We start from the raw sequence: 18,489 nt of genomic DNA on the forward strand, positions 1-18,489 counted from the left end.
GCAAACAGCTTGCGCGCCCAGGTAATCGAGCGTTGCTCGTCGCCGGGGTCACGCCACCGCGTATGGACGTTCATGACAAATCTGGCGTCGCGGTGGGGGAACGCCGTCGCGTCGACAGCCACGCGGCTGGTGGCGCCGCCGAGCTGACCAATGAAAATCTCGCACTCTCCGGTCGGCAGGCTCTTCGTATGGCTTACGAGCGTGTCGAGGAGGCCGTCGCCGAGCTCGGCGAAATTGTGCGACTTCCAGTAATTGTAGGCTCCCGGCGTGAGCAACGGGTCGAACGCGCTCTGCCAGCTCGCGAAGGGCTGCATGCCGATCACGTCGGCAACCGGCTCCCCAAGCGCGCGTAACGGTTCCAGGGCGCGGTTACCCTCGTCCTCGCCACCCGTGTAGCAGACGGCGAACGCGACGATCTCCTTGCCGTGCATCTCGGCAGGCAAGAATGGCAGCGGTGGCGCCTGTCGGAGCACCACCCAGATCGTGAGCTCGTCCGACGCCTTGGCGGCGACGTCGCGGTAGCCCGCAAGGAGCTCGTTCGCCCGTGCAAAGGGATGGATGATGAGTCCAGCCAACACCATTGGGCCGACCGGATGCAGGCGAAACTCGAACGAGCTCACCGCGCCGAAATTGGCACCGCCTCCGCGCAGCGCCCAGAGCAGGTTAGCGTCCTCGGCCTCGCTCGCCCGCACGAGTCCGCCGTCGGCCGTCACCACGTCGGCCGAGATGAGGTTATCAGCGGCAAGCCCCAACTTGCGGCTGAGCCAGCCGAAGCCGCCGCCCAGCGTTAATCCCGCAACGCCAGTCGTCGAGTTGATGCCGAGGGGGGTGGCAAGGCCAAAAGCCTGCGCCTCCTTGTCGAATTCGCCAAGCGTTGCGCCTGGCTCTACACGCGCAGTGCGGTTAAGCGGATCGATCCGGACCGAACGCATCAGCGAAAGATCGATCAGCAGCCCGCCTTCACAAACGGCATTGCCTGCGATGTTGTGACCGCCGCCACGCACGGCGAGCAAGAGTCCGTGGTCGCGCGCAAACCGCACGGCGCGCATGATGTCTGCAGCTCCTTTGCAGCGTACGACTGCGCCCGGGTGGCGGTCGATCATCGCATTCCAGATCGTGCGTGCCTCCTCGTAGCCCGGCTCGTTGGGCAGGCAGACATCGCCCCGTAATGTTTGCCGAAAGGCATCTATCGCATCGCTTGCAAACGCAATCGCCCCGCCCTGCAGCGAGGCCAGCCGGATCTCCGTCATGGCATCTCCTCCGTAACTAGCGGTGACTGTTTTTCGGGCCAGCATTTTCTGGCCGAGATCAATAAAGAGGCGGGCGCCGCTGATAGCTGTCATTCACAGCCGAGGTAGCGCAGAAACGTCTTTTGCTGTCCGTTCGACACAGCGAACGGAGAATTTCCGCCTGGACGTTAGTCCAACCCGGTCAAGGAATGGTTCAACGACGGAATGCTTCGCGAGATGTGGCGGGGCTTTTTAGCGCGGAGGCAAGCTGCACAGGCGCAACGAATGGCAGTCGCTTGGCATCAACCGGCTTGATGGTGCTCCTCTTCTCTATCGATAACGCGGTCAGCTTTTTCCCGAGGTCTACGCGCGCGTTCTGCGACAGGGATGCCGAAGTGATCTCGAAGATGCCGCAGAAACACGGCGGCGATGGCACAAACCGCATAGTCCGACGTGTCAGAATATCTGCCACTTCTTCCCGAAACAAAAACCGAGTGTTGCTGTTCTGGCACAAGTTTCGCGGGTGAAATCATCTATGCTCGCGGGTGGAATTGGAATGCAGACACAACCGTCGCAACAAGTCCATCGGCCGTCCGATCCTTAAGCGACGCCGAAGAGGGGGAACGATATGAAGAAGTTTTTGCTGGGCACTGTAGGTTTGATTGCACTCGGCGCGACCGCTCCGGCGCTGGCCGCTGATATGGCGGTCAAGGCGCCACCGGCTCCGCTTCCGGTGATTTACAGCTGGAGCGGCTTCTACGTCGGCGCCAATGGCGGCTGGGCCCAGAGCCGCAATTGCTGGAATTTTATCGACGCTTTCGGTGACGTGTTCAGTGACGGGTGTCGCGAGCGGTCCGGCGGCGTGGTCGGCGGGCAGATCGGGTATCGGTGGCAGTTTGGCGGCGGCTGGGTGGCCGGCGTAGAGGCCCAAGGGGATTGGGCCGATCTCCGGAACACGCGCGCCAGCCTCATCGATCCGTTTTTCTCGACGCGCGTGAAAACCGACGGCATCGGCCTTTTCACCGGCCAGATCGGCTATGCCTGGAACACATCACTGCTGTACTTCAAGGGCGGCGCGGCGGTGACGAGCAACCGCTTCAGCGTACTCGACACGCTTACCGCCTTTGAATTTGCCTCGTTCAGTTTGACCCGCTGGGGTGGTAGCGTGGGTGTCGGATATGAGTACGGCTTCGCACCGAACTGGTCGGTCGGTGTCGAGTACGACCACCTTTTCATGGGCAATGCGAACAATTCGTTCTCGGTGGTCAATCCCATCGTTGCCGGCGCGGTCAATCGGATCAGCCAGGACGTGGACATGGTCACGGTGCGCGTGAACTACCACTTCAACTGGGGCGGTTATGCCCCCCCGGTTGCTGCCCGTTACTGATGGACTGTTAATCTCCAGCAAACTTTAAGCCCCGGGCATTTCCCGGGGCTTTTTGTTGAGCCGGCCCGCTGTTTGCCCCGCGCCGGCGACGACAAAAATCTTGATCTATATCAATTGCATCCCCGCCTCGCGCACAAAGCTATTGGAAGGAAGACGGCCTCGGCGCCGGTCCGTCGGCTCATTGCCTTGTGACGGCTTGGCTGTCGAGGTTCGCGCAGGGGGGAGACGCGGGTTCTGCCGATGAGAATAGGCATGGACGCAATCAAGCTGCCGATCTGGCTGCGCATTGCTGTGGTCGCCGGGCTGCTTGCTCTGGCCGCGGGTGCAAGTCTGTTCGCGTACCGCTGGTATGTCCGGCCGGTGACACTCTCGATCGCGGTCGGGTCTTTGGATGGCGAGGCGCCAAGAGTTGTATCCGCGCTCGCGAGCCGGCTCACTGAGGTGAACGCGCCGGTCCGGCTCAAGGTTGTCGAAACCACTGGCGCACTCGAATCCGCCAGCGAGTTCGCCTCGGGCAAGACTGACCTCGCGGTGGTCCGCGGCGACGTCGGCGACCTGTCGCAGGCGCAAGCAATCGTTGTCCTGGCTCAAGCGGTGGCGTTGCTGGTCGCACCACCGGGATCGTCGATTACCGACATGACCGGCCTGAAGCGCGTCACTGTGGGGGTGGTTGGAGGCGAGACCAATCAGAAGATCGTCAGCGTGCTGACCAAGGAATACGCCCTCGATCGCGCCAATGTCGTGTTCAAGAACCTTGCGCCGGCGGACACGCGCCGGGCGGTCGATAGCAAGGAGGTGCGCGCCGTCCTGTTCGTGATACCCGTGACCGAGAAGTATTTGTCGCTGGTGCGAGGGCTCTTCACCCAGAGCGGGAAAGCCGCTCCGGGTCTGATCCCGATCGACGCTGCGGGAGCAATTGCCGAGAAGGAACGCGCGTACGAGAGCTTCGACATCCCCAAGGGTACGTTGCGGGGCTCCCCTCCGATTCCGGCAGATGATGTCACGACGCTGAAGGTTTCGTTCTACCTGGTTGCCAAGAAGTCGCTTGATAACGACCTGATTGCTGAATTCACGCAAGCCTTTACGAACGCGCGAAGAGACCTGTCGGGCGAACTGCCGATCCTGGCGCAGATGAAGGCACCTGACACCGATCCCGGCGCCTATCTTCCGGTTCATCCAGGCGCTGCAGAGTTCTACAACGGCACCCAGCAAAGCTTCCTGGACAAGTGGAGCAACACGATTTTTCTGACTCCAATGGCACTGGGCGCGCTTGCCTCAATCCTGGCGGCGGCCTGGAAATTTCTCCGATCAGGCGAACTCAAGACCAAGGAAGCGGCGCTGGATTCGCTTTATGTGTTGGGACAAAGGATCCGAAAGGCTGAAACGGAATCGGAGCTGTTCGAGATTGAAAATCAAATCGACGAGGTCCTGCGTGCGCAGCGTGCCAGAGCGGGAACGGACGACGAAAGCGCGCTTGATGCGGCTACGCTCAATGTCGCCGCCCATCGTCTGGAGAACCTCATCCATGATCGCAAGGCGGCGCTGGCTGCAGAAAGCCCAGAGCCCAGGTTGAAAACCAGGCCGTGAGGGTTTTGGCAACCGGGTCTGAGTTCGTCGCCATGGATTGCATTGGCGACGGTGCGTGTCTTCAGCTCCTCATGAAGCCTTCGCACTCGGCTTCCGCCCATGCGAGGGTCTTCTCCATCGCTTCACCTTGCGAGTAGCGTAGGCACATCTTGGTCAGCGTCGCCTGCGAGTAGATTTGCTGCGCGACTTTGGGCGGTGCTGGCGAGGCCGCAATTGACAGCTTTTGATGGTTATAGGGATTTGAATAATGATAGAGCGTGCCCTTCGGCGGCTCCGCTTCCGCCCAAACCTCCAGCGTCGTGAGGTTCGCGTAGGCCGGCAGGTCATAGCCGCCGCTGGCGACCACCAGCCTCTCAATCGATGACGGCTGCGAAAGATGCACCAGCAAGCTCTTGGCGGCCGCCTTGTTCTTCGAGAATTGCCAGATGGTCCAGAAGAAAGGCACGTAAGGCGCGAAGCGGCCCCTTGGGCCGGACGGAAAGCCGTGGGTCCAGCATTGCTTGGCAACTTGCGGAGCGTCGCGCTTGGCGACCGCCCAGGCGCTCGGCGGGTTCATGATCAGCGCGCCCCTGCCGGAAATCAGCCATTTGTTGTTGGAGGCGTCGTCCCACGCCGCGACGTCTGATGGCAGGAAGGCGATCAGCTTCTTGTAGAAATCGAGGGCCTGCCGAACGGCGTCCGTCTTGACAGTCAGGTTGCCCTTGGCGTCGACGAGTTCTGCGCCGAACGACTGGAAGACGGCCCCGGCGGTATCGGTACTGTCCGCGGTCTCGCCGAGACCGATGCCGAAGGGGAAGCCGCCCTTCTGGCAGGCCTCGGCAGCCTTGAGGAATGTATCCATGGTCCAGTTGTCCGCTTTCGGCGGGCTGCCGGCCGGATAGATCTCCTGCACGTCGATATCGGCGTATTTCTTCATCAGGTCGATACGCGAGCAGGGACCCTTGATCTGGCTGCCGACGCAAGACGGAACGCCGAGCCACTTGCCGTTGGCCTGGCTGAGATATTCGACCGTGTAGTTGACCGCGCCGTTCTGCTTGACGATCGGCGCCATGATGTCGTTGACGGGCTCGAGGAGTTCGGCATTCGCATGCGGCAGCCAAGTCGCCATGACCAGGACATCGTGGCCGGATCTGGCTTGCGCTTCGGCGGAGACGGTCAGGAGGATCTTGTTGCCCTGGCTGGTGATGTAGTCGATCTGAGCCTCGACCTTTTCCTTCGCAGCCCATTCATTGACGAGATCGGTCAAGGTCTTGTTAGCGCCCGGCACCCAGTGGTCCCAGAAACCCAGCGATAGTTTGCCGGCGGCGTAGGCGCCGCGCACATATGGCGCAGTGATGAGCGCTGCGGACGACATGGCAGTCGCACTTACAAATTGTCGTCGCGAAAGCTTTCGTGACATTGTTCCCTCCATGCTGGCCAATTGAGATTTGTTTTTCGTGCGCTTCGTCGCAATGCGCGGAAAAGCGAGCGCGCAAGCCTATGGTGACTTGCTTCGCGTGAGATTGAACAGAATTGATTGATCAAAACACTGCATCGCTAAACGACTCGCGGCAGCAGCGCATTATTGCGGAATTCAATGCCTAAAGTTGTATTGGAGCAAGCTTTATAATCCGACAGCCACTCTGTCCCAACGTTTCTTTCCGTCATCGGCTCGCTTCAAAACCAAGAAGCGAAAGACTTACAGCTCCGATTGGGCTGCGCCGCGTTCTGCCTGGTCGCGATGGAGGAACGGTCGCTCGCCGGCCAGTCGAGATAACGGGGAACCTTGCCATGGCGGCTGCGCCCGGGCGACTATTGTGCCGGGGTCAAGCCATGCCTTTCCAGGACCTGTCCCTGTTGGCCCCGGATCAGATCAGAGGCCTTCTCGGCTATCATGAGAACACATGCATTTATGTGCCCAGATACGATTGTTGGCATGACTGACGCGTCGACGATCCGAAGCGAGGTCGCGCCAAGGACGGAAAGCTGGCTGTCCACGACGCGACCGATTCCGCAGGTGCCGCACGGATGGTTTGCGGTGATCGCCGTGCTTCGAATCCACTGTTCAACGTCGCCGTCCGATTGGACGCGCGAAGGTCCGGCTGATTTTCCCGCCAGCGCGGCAACCGCCGGATGAGCGGCCAATTCGAGACCGATTTTTGCTCCGCGCAGCAACGTCGCGAGGTCGTCCGGGTGCTGGAGAAATCCATTGCGGATCCTCGGTGCATCAAGCGGGTTGGTCGATCGCAACGCGACCTCGCCGCGACTTTTTGGATGCAGCAATGTTGGACGGATCGCAAAGCCGTCTTCAAAAGCCGGACGAATCCCTGGGAACCAGACGTAGGGCTGAGCGGCCGTCCCCCGAAACATGAATTCGATGTCCGGCGCCTCGAGCGAAGGATCGGTCTTGACGAACCCGAAGAGATACCTGGGAAGCATTGTCCCAGGTCCGGTCCCAAATAGATAAGCTCGGACCAGGGCTAGCGAAATTCGGTCAAGGCGCATCGTCCTGTGGAAGACACCCGGCGTGGGGCGGCTCCAGTTGAACCATGCAGCAAGGTGATCTTGCAAATTCTGGCCTACCGGCAGATCGATAAGCGTTTCGATCCCAAGAGAGGCGAGATGCTTCGTCGGCCCGATACCCGACAACATGAGCAAATGTGGCGTGTGATACGCGCCCGCACACAGTATGACCTCTCGATCCGCCATCACGTAGGCGCTTCGCCCACCGCTGACGTACCGCACTCCCACCGCTCGGGTACCCTCAAAAACGATTTGAGTCGCTTGCGCTCTGGTATGAAGTACCAGATTTGCGCGCTTCAGCGCGGATCGAAGGTAGGCTGAGGCTGTCGTCTCTCGACGGCCTTTCCATGTGGTATTTTGGATTATCCCGAACCCCTCGTGCGTTTCTCCATTGAAGTCGTTCGTGAATGTGAAGCCGAGGTCGCGCGCAGCGGCGAGCCAGGCGTCGAACAGCGGATCGCTTGAGCGCGAGAACTCGACGTGTATCGGCCCCGATCCGCCGCGCAAGACGCTTCCTCCTTCCTGCCACGTTTCACAACGTTTGAAGTAAGGGAGAACATCGCTGTAGGACCATCCTTGTGCGCCCGCGCGAGCCCAGCCGTCATAGTCGGCACGATCGCCGCGCGTGAATGCCATCACGTTGATCGAGTGAGATCCGCCCAACACTTTCCCGCGCTTTGCGGGAATCACGCGGCCATTGAGCCCGGCATCAGGCTCGGCCATCAGGCCCCAATCGTAGATCCCATACTCATGAAGCTTTCCTAGTCCGATCGGAATGCGGACCAGCGGATTTCGGTCGTATCCACCTGCCTCGAGCAAGAGAACAGTTGAATTAGCATCCTCGGAGAGACGGCTCGCCAATACACAGCCCGCGGAGCCTGCTCCAACAACGATATAATCGTACGATCGTCGTTTCAATTTTTCGACCCTCCAGAGCGCGATGCTCGCACAAAGCAATGCAATGGCCCTGTCGTCAGAAGTAATCGATCATCAAGACTCAACAAGCCAGATGCCGTAGCGTTGAATGCGACGTCCTATGTGAATCGTCATTCGGATCGATTTCCACTTTGCAGGTTACGTTTCAGATGTAACGGAGCTTGGTTCCGGACGCCGAAACGGAAAGCTCCTCGGACAAGCCGTCCATAAGAGGAACGACCGCTCGCCGGTCAGTCGAGATGACGAAATGGAGGAAACTACCGGCGCATAACGAGCGCTGATCAGTTGAGCTCGATGCGGACGCCTTTGGCGCCGTTGAGCAGCCGCCTCAAATGATAGCTGGCGAGCGGATCATCGGCATGCGTCCCGACCAGTGCGGCGAAAGCCGGCATGGCCGCGGCGTCGCCCGACTCGAGCTTGGCAAAGGCGATCGCATATTGCGTTGTGGCTGGCGCATCGAATTCCGCCGCCGGTAAAGGCTCGTGGGCGCGCAACGGCTCGCTGCGTCCGCGCAGGACAAGATCGCCAACGGGGCGTCCCTTGAAGTCCTGCGCCGCGCTTGCGACCGCGCCACTGGCGCAGATCCGCGTGCCCAGCGCCTTGTTCGCGGCTTCCAGCCTGGCGGCGGTGTTGATCGTGTCGCCGTAGGCCGTGTAATCGAAGAAGCGGTCGCCGCCGAAATTGCCGACCAGCGCGGGACCGGCGTGCACGCCGATCCGCGTGGCGCCGAAATTCACGCCTCTCTGTTTCCAACGCCCGCGAAACGCCTCCGCCCATTCGTCGAGCGCCTGTGCGCAGGCGATCGCGCGGGTCGCGTAGTCGGGCTGGTCGCCAGGTGCATTGAACAGCACCTGGATTGCATCACCGATCACCTTCGCCACCGTTCCCTCATGCGCGAAGACGACATCCGTCAGGCCGCCGACATATTCGTTGAGCATTTCCGCCAGCACCTCGGGTACGGCCGTCTCGACGAGCGAGGTAAAGCCCGTGATATCGGTGAAGATCACGGCGATCTCGCGCCAGCGCACCTCCATGTCGTTGCCGGCGTCCCCGGCGGCAAGGCGCTTGGCGATCTCGGGCGAGAAGTAACGCGACAGCGAAGCGTGGGCGCGCTCCGCTTCCATCTGACGGCGACGTGCCTCGCGCAGGATCTCGATGTGACGCATCGTCTTCTGGATCGTCGTTTCCAGGTCGACGAAATCGATGGGCTTGGTCAGGAAGTCGAATGCTCCGCGATTCATCGCGGTGCGTATGTTGCTCATGTCGCCATAGGCCGAGACGATGATGGTCGACTTCTTGTCCTCTGCCTCCTGCAGTCTCGCCAGCAGCGACAGGCCATCCATGCGCGGCATGGCGATGTCGGAAACCACAAGATCGACATGGGGATGCTGCTCGATCGACTGAAGGGCTTCAAGGCCGTCACGCGCGAAGACGAAGCTCACCAGTCCGTCGCGGATCTGCCGGCGGAATTTCTGGAGCACGAGCGCCTCCAGATCCGGCTCGTCGTCGACTACGAGGATGGTGGCGGTCATGCGGATTGTTCCAGCCTCGCGTCGATCTCCTGGCGGACCTCACCGAAGTCGATCGGCTTGGTCAACAGGCCCTCCGCGCCTCGCTCTAGCGCCCTCTTGCGCGTCGCGGCGTCTCCGTAGGCCGTGATCATGACCACGGGAACGTCAGGCCGCCGGGCGCGGACCTCCGGCAGCATCTCCAGCCCGTTCATCCCGGGCATATTGATGTCGGAGAAAATCAGAATCAGCGAGTGCTCGCCGACGTCGGTGATGCGTCTCAGGGCTTCCGACGCCGACCCCGCGAAATCCATCACAAACCGCTGGGCGCGAAGATCACGGCGAAATTGCTGGCGGAACAAGGCCTCCACATCGGGCTCGTCGTCCACCACCAGAACCATCACACTCACGGCTAACCTCTGTTACTATCCGAAAAATTGCTTCTGCGCGGCAGCAGGATGGTGAACTCGGTAAACGCGCCGGGCTCGGTCTCGACATTGATCGTGCCGCCATGCTGCTTCACGATGATGTCATGGCTCATGGAAAGTCCGAGGCCGGTGCCTTCCCCTGGCGGCTTGGTCGTGAAGAACGGGTTGAACATCTTCTCTTTTACCTCGGGCGGAATGCCGACGCCGTTGTCGCGGATGCGGATTTCGACGTATTCGCCACGGCTGAGTGTGCTGGCGCTGACCTCAGGTTCAAATCCAGGACCATTTTCGCTGCCGCGCTTGGCGACCGCATAGAAGCCGTTGGAAATCAGGTTCAGCAGCACCCGAGTGATCTCCTGCGGGAACACCTCGATCGTGCCGGCGTCCGGATCGAGGTCGCGCCTGAGGGTAACGTTGAACTGCGGCTTCTCGGCGCGCGCGCCGTGATAGGCGAGGTTGAGACTCTCCTCGACCAGCGCGTTCACGTCGGTCGGCCGGTGGTCGCCGCCGCCCTCTCGCGAATGTAGGAGCATGTTCTTGACGATGGAATCGGCGCGTTTGCCGTGCTGCACGATTTTTTGCAGATTGTCCTTCAGGAGCCCGCTCAGTTCATCTATCTCGCCGCGAATGCTGTCAGCGAGTGACGCTGATGCCAGCAAATCGCTCAGCTCGCCCGTCAGTTCCGTGGAAAGTGCGGCAAAATTGTTGACGAAGTTGAGCGGATTCTTGATCTCGTGCGCAATGCCGGCCGTGAGCTGACCAAGGGAGGCGAGCTTCTCGGTCTGGATCAGGCGACCCTGCGCGGCGCGCAAATCGTCGAGGGATTTTGCAAGTTCCCTGGTGCGGGCCTGCACTTGCTCGAACAGCCGCACATTGCCGATCGCAATCACGGCCTGGTCGGCGAAAGTCTGCAGCAGTGCGACCTGCTTGTCGGTGAACGGGTGCACCTCGTTGCGGCGGAGCACGATCGCGCCGATGCTTTCATTCTCGCGCAACAGCGGCACGCTCAAAATGGTGCGGTGGCCCATCCGGAGCGCAAGCTCACGACCTTCCGGGAAGTCGGCATCGTTACGCAGATCAGCGACGTGCACCGGGGTCTGGTCGATGAAGGCGCGGCCTGCAGTCCAGTTGCGATTGATCGGCCATTTCTCAAGGTGAATCAGAATCGGCCCGTGATGGGCGCAAAATCGCAGGTCGTCGCCGTCCTTTAGCACCACGGCGGCGTCATAGGCATCGCAAAGCTCGCAGGCGCTTTCGACGATTGCCTTCAATGCCGGTCCGACATCTGTCGGCGAGGAGGCAATCACCTTCAGGATGTTGGCGCTGCCGGTCTGATGGGTGAGGGCTTCCTGGAGATCGCGAGTCCTGGCCTGCACTTCGTTGAACAGCCGCGCGTTTTCGATCGCGATCACGGCCTGATCGGCAAATGTCCTGAGCAGGGCGATCTGGTTGTCGGCGAACGCGCCCGCTTCGGCGCGCGAAACACCGATCGTGCCGATCGCAACGCCTTCGCGCAGCATGGGCACGACAATGATGCTTCGATATCCTCTGGCGCGTGCCATGTCCCTGACGGTCTGGGGGACATCGGGTTCGGTTTCGATATCGGTGCGAAACGCGATGGTTGAGCTCTGCGCGACCCGGCTGTGAATCCCCGAGGATGTGAGCGGGGTGGGGAATGAATTCTCGATCTCCCTGTCTCCGGCTTCGCTTCCAGCAGTACGAGCTGCGAGATGAAGCATGTCGCCGACAACGCGTGTGACGAGCCCCGTTTGGCCCCCGAGCAGCCGCCTCGCACTTTCGGCGATGGCGTCGAATACCGGCTGCACGTCGGTTGGCGAGCTCGCGATGACGTTGAGAATTTCGGCTGTCGCGGTCTGCCGTTCCAGCGCTTCCCTTGTCGCGTTGAACAGGCCGACATTCTTGATCGCGATCACGGCCTGGTCGGCGAAGGTCTGCAACAGCCGGACCTGGTGCGCGCTGAACGTGCCGATCGCCCGGCGCGTGGTGATGATGATACCGATGACCTCGCCCTCGCTCACCAGCGGGGCGAACAACATGCTGCGATAGCCGCGTGCACGGGCGACGTCCCGTGCGGCCGGCTCGAGCTCGGCGTCGGGCAGTTGCGCGGCCGTACCGCCCGCCACGAGCTGGTAGGGCGGGAATTGAGCGAAGGGCATTGGAAACGCCGCCTGCAGCGCAAGGTCGCCGGCGGGATCGGTCGGGGTGAAGGCCGCCAGATGGGCGGCGCCGCTCGCATAGCGAAGCACCGCAGTGGAAAAGCCGCCGATCAGCCGGTTGGCGTTGGCCGCGATGGCCTCGAACACCGGCTGCACGTCGGACGGCGAGCTTGCCATCACATTCAGGATATCGGCAGTGGCGGTTTGCCGCTCCAGCGCTTCCCGTGTCTCGTTGAACAGACGCGCGTTCTCGATCGCGATCACGGCCTGATCGGCGAAGGTCTGCAGCAACTGCACGTGATCGGCGGCAAACGCGCCCGGCTCGGCACGCGTGACGCTGATCATGCCGACGGGCGTTCCCCTGTTCATCAGCGGCATGAACAAGACGCTGCGGAAACCGCGCAGCCTTGCCAGCTCCTTGTTCAGTTGCGGGACGTCGTCGGCCTCGCTGTCCGGAAATTGAACCGTCTTGCCACCGCGAACCAGGGCAAAGGTCGGAAAGTCCGCGATCTGTCGCGGGAATGATGATCTCAATCCTTCGTCCGCTTCCGGGTTGATCGGCGTGTACGCCACCAGATGAAGCTCGTCGCCGATGAATTGGAGCACGGTGGCGGAGAAGGCGCCGAGCAGGCGCTTGGAGCTGGATGCGATGGCCTCGAACACCGGCCGGGCATCGGAGGGGGAGGCTGCGATGGTGCGCAGGATCGCAGCTCCGGCGCTCTGGCGATCACGCGCAACCGCAAGCTCGCTTTGCAGGCGTGCATTCTCGGCGGTACCGGATCGCAATTGCTGCTCAAGCTCGTCGATCCTGCGCCTCAGCTCGGCGGTCATATCCTGGGAAAGCGCGGTCATTCGTGATCCGGTTCGGCGCCGCTGGGCGAGCAGGCTCAATGCATGGCCGACGGAGGCCGGCCAGCCAAGGTCGCCGCATTATCACACCCCGCCGGCCGGGAGCCAGTACCCGCGGCGTGCCGGCATCCGCGCCCGAAAACGCTCCGGTCACTTCACCTGGCGTTTTTCCAGCTTTCGGGCCAGGGTCCGGCGGTGCATGCCGAGCCGCCTTGCGGCTTCGGAGATGTTGAAATCGGTTTCGATCAGGGTCTGGTGAATGCGTTCCCATTCCAGGGTCTTGATCGAGGTGGGACGCGCGGCCACTTCGACATCGGCGTTGCCCTCGGCCTTGCGGAAGGCGGCTTCGATGTCGTCAGTGTTGGACGGCTTGGCGAGATAGTGGCAGGCGCCGAGCTTGATGGCTTCCACCGCGGTGGCGATGCTGGCAAATCCGGTCAGCACCACGATCAGCATCTCGGGATCGTGCACATGCAGCGCTTCCACGCAGGCCAGCCCCGAGGCGCCGCCCAGCTTGAGGTCGACCACGGCATAGCCGGGCGTTTTCTCTTCAAGCACTTCCCGGACCTCGTCGAGCGAGGCCGCTACGACGACCTGATAGTCGCGCCGCTCGAACGAACGTTTGAGGGTGCGGACAAAGCCCTCGTCGTCCTCCACGATCAAAAGCAGCCGTTCATCCGTCAAGGCTGCCTCCGATCGCAAGCGTTGCCAGGGGCAGTTCGAGGCTGATGGTTGCGCCTCCCTCTGCATTGTTTCGCGCCGTCACGACCCCGCCGAGCTTGCGCACGACGTTGACGACCAGGAACAGGCCGAGGCCGCTTCCCGGGCGTCCCTTGCTCGACTGGTAGGGCTTGCCCAATTGCGCGAGCATTTCCGGCGCAAAGCCCGGTCCGCGATCGGTGACCGACAGGACGAGTCGGTCGTCGGCGCGCTCGGCCGCGAGCTCGATCCAGTCGCGCGACACCTCGGCGGAATTGTCGAGGACGTTGAAGATCGCCTGCTTGAGCGCGACCTCGGAGACAACAGGCAGGTCGGTGCCGAACTCGTTCCGGAAGTACAGCGTGGCGGACGGGCGCGTGGTGCGCCACTCCTGGACCAGCGCCGCGAGAAATGCAGTCACAGTCGTCGGCGACGATTCTTCGCCGCGCGCCTCGCCGGCCGAGACGAGAATACCCGTGACGATCGACTTGCACCGTTGCAGCGACGTCTCCATCTCGAAGAGATCGTCCGAGAGCTCCGGATTCGATGTGAGGGCCGGCATGCGGCGCCAGTCGCTCAGGATCACCGACAGCGACGCCAGCGGGGTGCCGAGCTCATGCGCCGCCCCGGACGCAAGCAGGCCCATCCGGACGATGTGATCCTGCTCGGCGGCATGCTGGCGCAGCGCGGCCAAATTCGCATCGCGTTTCCGCAGGTTGCGGTTGATGCGCGTCACGAACACCACGAGCAGGACGGCATTGAGCGCAAAGCCGATGAACATGCCGGCAACATGAAGGCTGAACGGATCGCTGAAGCCGTACTGCGGCAGCCCGAGCGGGCGATGGGCGACGGTCAGCCCGGCGAAGCTCAAACAGGCCAGTCCGACCAGCGACCAGGTCGAGCGGGCGTCGAGCAGGACCGCGCCGAGGGTCACCTGCAGAAGGTAGAGCGATGTGAACGGATTGGTCGCCCCGCCGCTCAGATAGAGCTGGCCGGTCAGTGCGGCGACGTCGAGCATCAGCGCGAGCAGGAGTTCGCGATTGTTGATTTCCGCCCGATACCGTACCCAGACCAGGCTCAACAGGTTGAGCGCCACGAGGGCTGCGATCACGCCGGCCATCGGCAGGATCGGCAGCGCAATGCCCAGCCACCGGTCGACGAACGCGATCGTCACGATCTGGCCGATCACCGCGGTCCAGCGGAGCTGGATCAGCAGCGCCATGTTCTTGCGGTTGGTCGTGTCGTCGGTCGATTTTGGAGCATCCAGCGCGACCGGGGCCGTGCCGGCGCCGGCCCTGGCCGGCAGCGTCATGGCCTCGTCCGCCGTTTTCCCGTGGTCATGCTGATCCGATATGCGCTCGAGCATCTGGGCCCGTCTTGCGAGATAAATTGCGTGCGGCGGCCACCAGGCTCCGCACGGCATCGCGCCGCGCATCGAAGTCGCGGACATGGTCCCTGCCGCGCAAAGCGCGCAGGAGTGCAGCCGCCAGCATAATGGCCATGGCGAACCATGTCAGCGCGTAAATCAGGTGGTTGTTCGGGAACCTGACCACGGTCAGCCCGCCGATCGGGTAGCCACCGGGATTGGGGGCCGCGTCGGCATCGATGAAGAATGGCGCGACCTGCGACAGTCCGCGCGCTGTGGCGATCGCAGCGACATCGCGCGAGTACCAGCGGTTTGTCGCCGGGTCGTTCGTGCGCAGGAAGGCGCCCTTTGGCTCGGTGATCCGCAGCAGGCCGGTGATGCTCACCGCGCGGGGCGGATTTCCCTCGCGCCGCGTTGAAGGATCTCGCCGCTCCGGGGGAACAAAGCCGCGATTGACCAGGACCGTGGCTCCGTCCATCGTCTGCAGTGGCGTCAGGACCCAGAAGCCGCGGCCATAGTCGGTCACGGCCGCCACCAGCGTCTCGCGCTCATGCAGGAAATGGCCGCTGACGGTCACGCGCCGGTATTCGTCGCTTGACGCGGTGATCGCGTGCCACGACGAGGGCGAGGGCAGCGGCTGAGGGGCTGCATGCTGGCGCTGCTCGACCCGGTCGATCAGCGCCAGCTTCCACGTCCTGCGCTCAAGCTGCCACACGCCGAGCGCGGTCAGCGCGACGACGCCCAGCGCCGCGAGGGCGACCAGCAGCAGCGAGAGGGCAGATGGGCGCGCCGTCACTGCATGGTGCTCATGTCATGCCCCGGCATCATGTTGACGTTGAGGTGATGCATGACCCACAGCGTTCCGGTCAGCCCGATCACCACCATGATGATGGTGAAGATCAGCGCCATCATGGTCCAGCCGCCCTCGGAGCGGGTATTCATGTGCAGGAAATACACCATGTGGACCACGATCTGGATCGCCGCCAGCACCGTGATCGCAAGCCCGGTGAGCTGCTTGTCTCCGAGCACGCCGCTCATCACCAGCCAGAACGGGATGGCGGTGAGGATGACGGAGAGGCCGAAGCCGATCAGGTAGCTTTCGCGCGAGCCGCCGGCATGGTGCTCGCCATGGCCGTGCGCGTCGGGTGCGGGTTGCAGGGCGTGAGTGTCGGATTTCATCGGAGCATTCCCATCAGGTAGACAAAGGTGAACACGCCGATCCAGACCACGTCGAGGAAGTGCCAGAACATGCTGAGGCACATCAGGCGCCTGCGGTTGGCCTCGATCAGGCCGTAGCGGGCGACCTGCACCATCAATGTCACCAGCCATACCAGGCCGAAGGTGACGTGCAGGCCGTGGGTGCCGACCAGCGTGAAGAAGGACGACAGGAAGGCGCTGCGCTGCGGCGTCGCGCCCTCGTGAATCATGTGGGCGAATTCGAACAGTTCAATGCTGATGAACGCCAGGCCGAACAGCCCGGTTATCACGAGCCAGGCCTGCATCGCGCCGACGCGCGACTTCTCCATCGCCAGCATCGCGAAACCATAGGTGATCGACGACAGCAGCAGCATCGAGGTGTTGACCGCCACGAGCGGCAGGTCGAACAGGTCCTTGGGCGTCGGGCCTGCCGCGTAGTTGCCGCCGAGCACGCCAAAGGTGGCGAACAGCATCGCGAAGATGAGACAGTCGCTCATCAGGTAGATCCAGAAGCCGAGCATCGTGCTCGCGCCTTCGGGATGATCGTGCTCGTCGACGACGTAGAAGACCGGTTCGGAGCTTTGTGGAGGGACGACGGCGAGTGTCATGACTTGGCTCCAGCGGCAAGCAGGTGCGTGCGCGCATCTTCCACCCGGACGACCTCATCGGCCGGGATGTGATAGTCGCGGTGATAGTTGAAGGTGTGGCCGATCGCGACCGCGAGCAGGCCGATGAAGCTCACGGCGGCCAGCCACCAGATGTACCAAATCAGGCCGAACCCCATCGCCGTGGCCAGTGCGGCGAGGATGACGCCCGTGCCGGTGTTGCTGGGCATGTGGATCGGCTTGAACCGGGTGAGCGGACGCCGATAGCCGCGGCGCTTCATGTCCCACCAGGCGTCGTTGTCATGGACGACGGGGGTGAAGGCGAAGTTGTAGGCCGGCGGCGGCGACGACGTCGCCCATTCCAGCGTGCGTGCATTCCAGGGGTCGCCGGTCACGTCCTTCAGCGCTTCGCGCTTGAGCACGCTGACTGCGATCTGCACCAGGAAGGAGATGATGCCGAGGAAGATCAGGAACGCGCCAATGCCGGCGATGACGAACCAGATCTGCAGGCTTGGGTCATCGAACACCCGCAGGCGGCGGGTGACGCCCATCAGGCCGAGCACGTAGAGCGGCATGAAGGCGAAATAGAAGCCTGTCACCCAGAACCAGAACGACAGCTTGCCCCAGAACGGATCGAGCCTGAAGCCGAACGCCTTCGGAAACCAGTAGGCGATGCCGGCAAATGCGCCGAACACCACGCCGCCGATGATCACGTTGTGGAAATGCGCGACCAGGAACAGGCTGTTGTGCAGGACGAAGTCGGCCGGCGGTACCGCCAGCAGCACGCCGGTCATGCCGCCGAGCACGAAGGTGAACATGAACGCGACCGTCCACATCATCGGCAATTCGAAGCGGATGCGGCCGCGATACATCGTGAACAGCCAGTTGAACATCTTCGCTCCCGTCGGGATCGAGATGATCATGGTGGTGATGCCGAAGAAGGAATTCACGCTGGCGCCCGAGCCCATCGTGAAGAAGTGATGCAGCCAGACCAGATAGGACAGGATGGTGATGACGACGGTGGCGTAGACCATCGAGGTGTAGCCGAACAGGCGCTTGCCCGAGAAGGTCGAGGTCACCTCGGAGAAGATGCCGAACGCCGGCAGTACCAGGATGTAGACCTCGGGGTGACCCCAGATCCAGATCAGGTTCACGTACATCATCGGGCTGCCGCCGAAGTCGTTCGTGAAGAAGTTGGTGCCGATGTAGCGATCAAGCGACAGCAGCGCCAAAACCGCCGTCAGCACCGGGAAAGAGGCGACGATGAGGACGTTGGTGCACAGCGAGGTCCAGGTGAAGACCGGCATCCTCATCATCGTCATGCCGGGCGCGCGCAGCTTGACGATGGTACAGATCAGGTTGATGCCCGATAGCGTCGTGCCGACGCCGGCCACCTGCAGCCCCCAGATGTAGTAGTCAACGCCGACATCAGGGCTGTAGCCGATGTTCGACAGCGGCGGGTAGGCGAGCCAGCCGGTGCGGGCGAATTCGCCGATGAACAGCGACGCCATCACCAGCACCGCGCCGCCCACGGTCATCCAGAAGCTGAAATTGTTGAGGAACGGGAACGACACGTCGCGCGCGCCGATCTGCAGCGGCACCACATAGTTCATCAGCCCGGTGACCAGCGGCATGGCGACGAAGAAGATCATGATCACGCCATGGGCGGTGAAGATCTGATCGTAGTGGTGGGCGTTGAGATAGCCTTCGGAGCCGCCAAAGGCGATCGCCTGCTGCAGGCGCATCATGATGGCGTCGGCAAAGCCGCGCAGCAGCATCACGATGCCGAGGATCATGTACATGATGCCGATGCGCTTGTGGTCGACGGTGGTGAACCACTCGCGCCACAGATAGCCCCACAGCCGGAAATAGGTGACGGCGCCGAGCAGGGCGACGCCGCCCAGCGCCACGACGACGAAGGTGCCGACGACGATCGGTTCATGTAGCGGCAGCGATTCCAGTGTCAGGCGGCCGAAAATCGCTTTGGCGAGGGAGGAAGTATCGAACATGCGGCGCTCT

Annotated in this window: 14 protein-coding genes; 2 read left to right on the forward strand and 12 right to left on the reverse strand. The window is 62.3% G+C overall.

Features of this window, described 5'->3' with window-relative positions; genetic code table 11:
- Positions 1-1,250 (reverse strand): FAD-binding oxidoreductase (locus tag CWO89_RS13730; RefSeq protein ID WP_130579222.1); only part of this gene is annotated, 1,250 nt, incomplete at its 3' end.
- A gap of 607 nt (positions 1,251-1,857) precedes the next feature.
- Between CWO89_RS13730 and CWO89_RS13735 the strand changes: the two genes are divergently transcribed.
- Both CWO89_RS13735 and CWO89_RS13740 read left to right on the forward strand, forming a co-directional pair.
- The gene (locus CWO89_RS13735; protein WP_130579224.1) at positions 1,858-2,616 is read left to right on the forward strand and encodes an autotransporter outer membrane beta-barrel domain-containing protein; all 759 of its coding nucleotides are present in this window, start codon (positions 1,858-1,860) and stop codon (positions 2,614-2,616) included.
- 252 nt (positions 2,617-2,868) lie between these two features.
- Positions 2,869-4,203 carry a TAXI family TRAP transporter solute-binding subunit gene (locus CWO89_RS13740; RefSeq protein WP_130579226.1) on the forward strand — a complete coding sequence of 445 codons (1,335 nt, stop codon included), beginning with the start codon at positions 2,869-2,871 and terminating at the stop codon, positions 4,201-4,203.
- A 61-nt stretch (positions 4,204-4,264) separates the two neighbouring features.
- On the opposite strand, the gene CWO89_RS13745 is transcribed toward CWO89_RS13740, so the two are convergent.
- The 11 genes from CWO89_RS13745 to cyoB form a co-directional block, all read right to left on the reverse strand.
- A complete protein-coding gene (locus CWO89_RS13745) occupies positions 4,265-5,602 on the reverse strand; it encodes an ABC transporter substrate-binding protein (protein WP_130579229.1) in 1,338 nt (445 codons plus the stop codon).
- 392 nt (positions 5,603-5,994) lie between these two features.
- The gene (locus CWO89_RS13750; RefSeq protein ID WP_349644881.1) at positions 5,995-7,662 is read right to left on the reverse strand and encodes a GMC family oxidoreductase; all 1,668 of its coding nucleotides are present in this window, start codon (positions 7,660-7,662) and stop codon (positions 5,995-5,997) included.
- A gap of 260 nt (positions 7,663-7,922) precedes the next feature.
- Entirely contained in the window at positions 7,923-9,173 is a 1,251-nt protein-coding gene (locus tag CWO89_RS13755; RefSeq protein WP_130579232.1) for an adenylate/guanylate cyclase domain-containing protein, read from the reverse strand.
- Positions 9,170-9,559 (reverse strand): response regulator, encoded by a 390-nt coding sequence (locus tag CWO89_RS13760; protein WP_130579234.1) that lies wholly within the window; start codon positions 9,557-9,559, stop codon positions 9,170-9,172. Before CWO89_RS13760 ends, CWO89_RS13755 begins: the two co-directional genes overlap by 4 nt.
- A gap of 2 nt (positions 9,560-9,561) precedes the next feature.
- A complete protein-coding gene (locus tag CWO89_RS13765; RefSeq protein WP_130579236.1) occupies positions 9,562-12,606 on the reverse strand; it encodes a GAF domain-containing protein in 3,045 nt (1,014 codons plus the stop codon).
- A 147-nt stretch (positions 12,607-12,753) separates the two neighbouring features.
- Positions 12,754-13,287 (reverse strand): response regulator transcription factor, encoded by a 534-nt coding sequence (locus CWO89_RS13770; RefSeq protein ID WP_130579238.1) that lies wholly within the window; start codon positions 13,285-13,287, stop codon positions 12,754-12,756.
- Positions 13,277-14,668 (reverse strand): ATP-binding protein, encoded by a 1,392-nt coding sequence (locus CWO89_RS13775; protein WP_130579240.1) that lies wholly within the window; start codon positions 14,666-14,668, stop codon positions 13,277-13,279. Before CWO89_RS13775 ends, CWO89_RS13770 begins: the two co-directional genes overlap by 11 nt.
- On the reverse strand, positions 14,640-15,464 hold the full coding sequence (locus CWO89_RS13780; RefSeq protein ID WP_282530534.1) for an SURF1 family protein: 825 nt from the start codon (positions 15,462-15,464) through the stop codon (positions 14,640-14,642). Before CWO89_RS13780 ends, CWO89_RS13775 begins: the two co-directional genes overlap by 29 nt.
- Positions 15,461-15,847 carry a cytochrome o ubiquinol oxidase subunit IV gene (cyoD, locus tag CWO89_RS13785; RefSeq protein ID WP_130579242.1) on the reverse strand — a complete coding sequence of 129 codons (387 nt, stop codon included), beginning with the start codon at positions 15,845-15,847 and terminating at the stop codon, positions 15,461-15,463. The genes CWO89_RS13780 and cyoD overlap by 4 nt, the downstream gene beginning before the upstream one ends.
- Positions 15,844-16,473 carry a cytochrome o ubiquinol oxidase subunit III gene (cyoC, locus tag CWO89_RS13790; RefSeq protein WP_130579244.1) on the reverse strand — a complete coding sequence of 210 codons (630 nt, stop codon included), beginning with the start codon at positions 16,471-16,473 and terminating at the stop codon, positions 15,844-15,846. Before cyoC ends, cyoD begins: the two co-directional genes overlap by 4 nt.
- A complete protein-coding gene (gene cyoB, locus CWO89_RS13795) occupies positions 16,470-18,479 on the reverse strand; it encodes a cytochrome o ubiquinol oxidase subunit I (protein ID WP_130579246.1) in 2,010 nt (669 codons plus the stop codon). The genes cyoC and cyoB overlap by 4 nt, the downstream gene beginning before the upstream one ends.
- Positions 18,480-18,489 lie beyond the last annotated feature (10 nt).

Origin of the sequence: Bradyrhizobium sp. Leo170 (genome assembly GCF_004296405.1) — a bacterium.
Lineage (GTDB): Bacteria > Pseudomonadota > Alphaproteobacteria > Rhizobiales > Xanthobacteraceae > Bradyrhizobium.